At 73.3% G+C, this 3072-nt stretch carries 2 protein-coding genes; one reads left to right on the top strand and one right to left on the bottom strand.

Annotated elements, in window-relative coordinates:
- Nucleotides 1-1248: amidohydrolase (locus tag AWW66_RS31800; RefSeq protein ID WP_067374438.1), on the bottom strand; the 1248-nt coding region annotated here is incomplete at its 3' end.
- Between the two features lie 736 nt (nucleotides 1249-1984).
- On the opposite strand from AWW66_RS31800, the gene AWW66_RS31805 reads away from it, so the two are divergent.
- Nucleotides 1985-3072, top strand: a 1088-nt coding sequence (locus AWW66_RS31805; protein WP_157528294.1) for a serine/threonine-protein kinase, incomplete at its 3' end; no start/stop codon positions are given.

The raw sequence follows: 3072 nt of genomic DNA on the forward strand, positions 1-3072 counted from the left end.
CGCCAGGGCCCGCAGCGCGGTCTGGACCAGCAGCCGTACCCCGGCGGGGATGGCCCGCTCGTCGACGTCGAAGGTGGGGCGGTGCAGGTCCACGTTGGGGCCGGCCCGGCCGACGCCGAGGCGGGCCAGCGCGCCGGGGACGTGCTCCAGGTACCAGGAGAAGTCCTCGCCGCCCATGCTCTGCGGGGTCTCCGCCGCCGCCTCCGGCCCGAGGGCGGCGGCGGTGGCGGCGGTGAGCACGCCGATGGCGCGGGCGTCGTTGCTGACCGGCGGGCGCCCGCGCAGGTACTCCAGGTCGACGGTGGCGCCGGTCGGCGCGAGCACGTCCCGGACCACCTGGGCCACGATCTTCGGGGCCTGGTCCCAGGCCTCACGGTCCATCACCCGCAGCGTGCCGGAGGCGGACGCCTCGGAGGGGATCACGTTGTACCGGGTGCCGGCGGAGGCGTGGCCGAAGACCAGCAGCAGCCCGCTGCTCGCCGGCACCCGGCGGCTGACCAGGGCGGGCACCTCGGTGACCAGCCGGCCGAGCGCGTCGACCAGGTCGACGGTCAGGTGCGGGCGGGCGGTGTGCCCGCCCGGACCGCTCAACCGCACGGTCACGTTGTCGGCGGCGGCGGTGATCGGGCCGACCCGCAGGCCGACCTTGCCCACCGGCTGGCTCGGGTCGCAGTGCAGCGCGAAGATCTGGACGACGTCCTCCAGCCCGCCGGCCTCGATGACCTCCAGCGAGCCGCAGGGCAGGATCTCCTCGGCCGGCTGGAAGATCAGCCGGACCCGGCCGGGCAGCTCCCCGGCGTCGGCGAGCTGGGCGAGCAGCATCCCCACCCCGAGCAGGATGGTGGTGTGCACGTCGTGGCCGCAGGCGTGGCACACCCCGTCGACGGTCGACCGGTACGGCACGTCCTTGGCGTCGGTCAGCGGCAGCGCGTCGATGTCGGCGCGCAGCGCCACCACCGGACCGTCCGGCCGGCCGTCGATGTCGCAGATGACGCCGTTGCCCTTGGGCAGCAGCCGGGGGTGGAGCCCGGCGAGGGAGAGTTCCCGGGCGACCAGGGCGGCGGTCTCGAACTCCGCGCCGGAGAGTTCCGGATGGGAGTGGATGTGACGGCGGGTGGCGACCAGCCCGGGTACCCGCAGCGCGAGGAGGTGGTCCAGCTCGGCGGGCAGGGGCTGGGAGCCGGGGAACTCCAGCGGCCCCGAGGGCCCCGGGTGGCCGGCTCCGGGCAGGGTCAGCGCACTCGTCACGTCGGCATCTCGATCACTAGGAATGGATGGATCTTCGGGCAGGACAGCAGACAGCCTAGACCGCTGACGGTGACGCTGCGCAACCTCGTTCCGGTGATGATCAGACCGCGATGCGTCACGAACACCCTGGTCGGAGGCGTCGACAACGTGCGGGACAGCAGGTAGATCGGGGTCGAAGGCCGCCATCTGACCCACACCTCCTACAACGCGTAACCGGCCGGAGATCCAAAAATCAGTGCCGAACACCGGGAGTGATGGCCCGAATTGTCGCATTGGCAGGCTCGCCGGCCGCACGCTCCGACAACTACCCGACGACACCCGGCGACGACGGCACCCGACGCTCACACGCCCGGCCCCGCCTCGACCGCACACGCTGTGCGTCCCACCTCACCCGATCGGATTACCCCTCACGCCACCGATCATCACCCGGGCGCGTCCGCTCCGCCCGGAACGGCGACACCGGCCCCGGCCACCGGGGACACCGCGCGTCGGAGCCGGCGGCGGCGCCGGGACCGGCGTACCGTCGTCCACATCCCGGGAGACACCACCCGCGTGGTGGACGGTGCGCAGGGTGAGGGATACCGCACACCACGGGACCGACGTCGGAGGTGAACCCGCGGGTCAGCCCCATCGTTTCGATAAACGTCCGTCGCGCCGGGTTTCGCATCGGGCGTCGGAACAAGCAAGATAGGGAGGTTGTGTCCCAGCCCCCTCGAACTCCCCCGGTGGCTTTTCTGTGACTCAGATTCCGACGTGGAGCGGCGGACCGGTCAGTCCCCCGAACGGACGTGCGGCACCCGGCACCACCATCGGTAACCGGTACTCGCTGCGTTCCCCGGTGGGGAACGGCGGCATGGGCACGGTCTGGCGTGCCGCCGACACCCTGCTGCGCCGCGACGTCGCGGTGAAGGAGGTCGTCCTTCCCCCGGGGCTGGCCCCCAGCGACCGTGACGCGATGTACGAGCGCACCCTGCGCGAGGCCCGCGCGGCGGCGGCCATCCAGCATCCGGCGGTGGTGCAGGTCTACGACGTGGTGACCGAGGCCGGTCGCCCGTGGATCGTGATGGAGCTGCTGGACGCCCGCAGCCTCGCCGACATGGTGATCGAGGACGGCCCGGTCGCGCCCCGGGCGGTCGCCAAGATCGGCATCGCGCTGCTCGGCGCGCTGGAGGTGGCGCACTCGATCGGCGTGCTGCACCGCGACGTGAAGCCGGCCAACGTGCTGATCTGCACCGACGGCCGCTGCGTGCTGACCGACTTCGGGGTCGCCCGGATGCCCACCGACGTGCAGCTCACCACCCCCGGGATGGTGCTCGGCTCGCCGCACTTCATCTCCCCCGAGCGGGCGATGGGGCAGGACTTCGGCCCGCCGAGCGACCTGTTCTCGCTGGGCGTGACGCTCTACACGGCGGTGGAGGGCCGACCGCCGTTCGACAAGGGCGACCCGATCGAGACCATGCACGCGGTGGTCGAGGACCCGCCCGCCCCGCCGTCGCGCAGCGGACCGCTCACCCCGGTGCTGATGGGCCTGCTGGAGAAGGACCCGGCCCGCCGGCTGGACGTGCACACCGCCCGGGCCACCCTGCGCGAACTGCTCACCGGCCCGCTGACCAGCACCGCCAGCGCCGTGCACTCGGTGACCGACCCGTACGCGGTGGTGCCGGTGCAGCGACCGGTCAGCCCGCCGCCGGTCGCGCCGCCCGCGCCGAAGCCGAAGGCGAGCGGGACGATCGGCGGCCGGGCGATGCTCGCCCCCGGCGAGTCGCTCACCGACCGGCTCGCCGCGCTGCGCCGGGGCGAGGAGCCCACCGGCGCACCCACCAC

The organism is Micromonospora rosaria (genome assembly GCF_001567585.1).
Taxonomy (GTDB): domain Bacteria; phylum Actinomycetota; class Actinomycetes; order Mycobacteriales; family Micromonosporaceae; genus Micromonospora; species Micromonospora rosaria.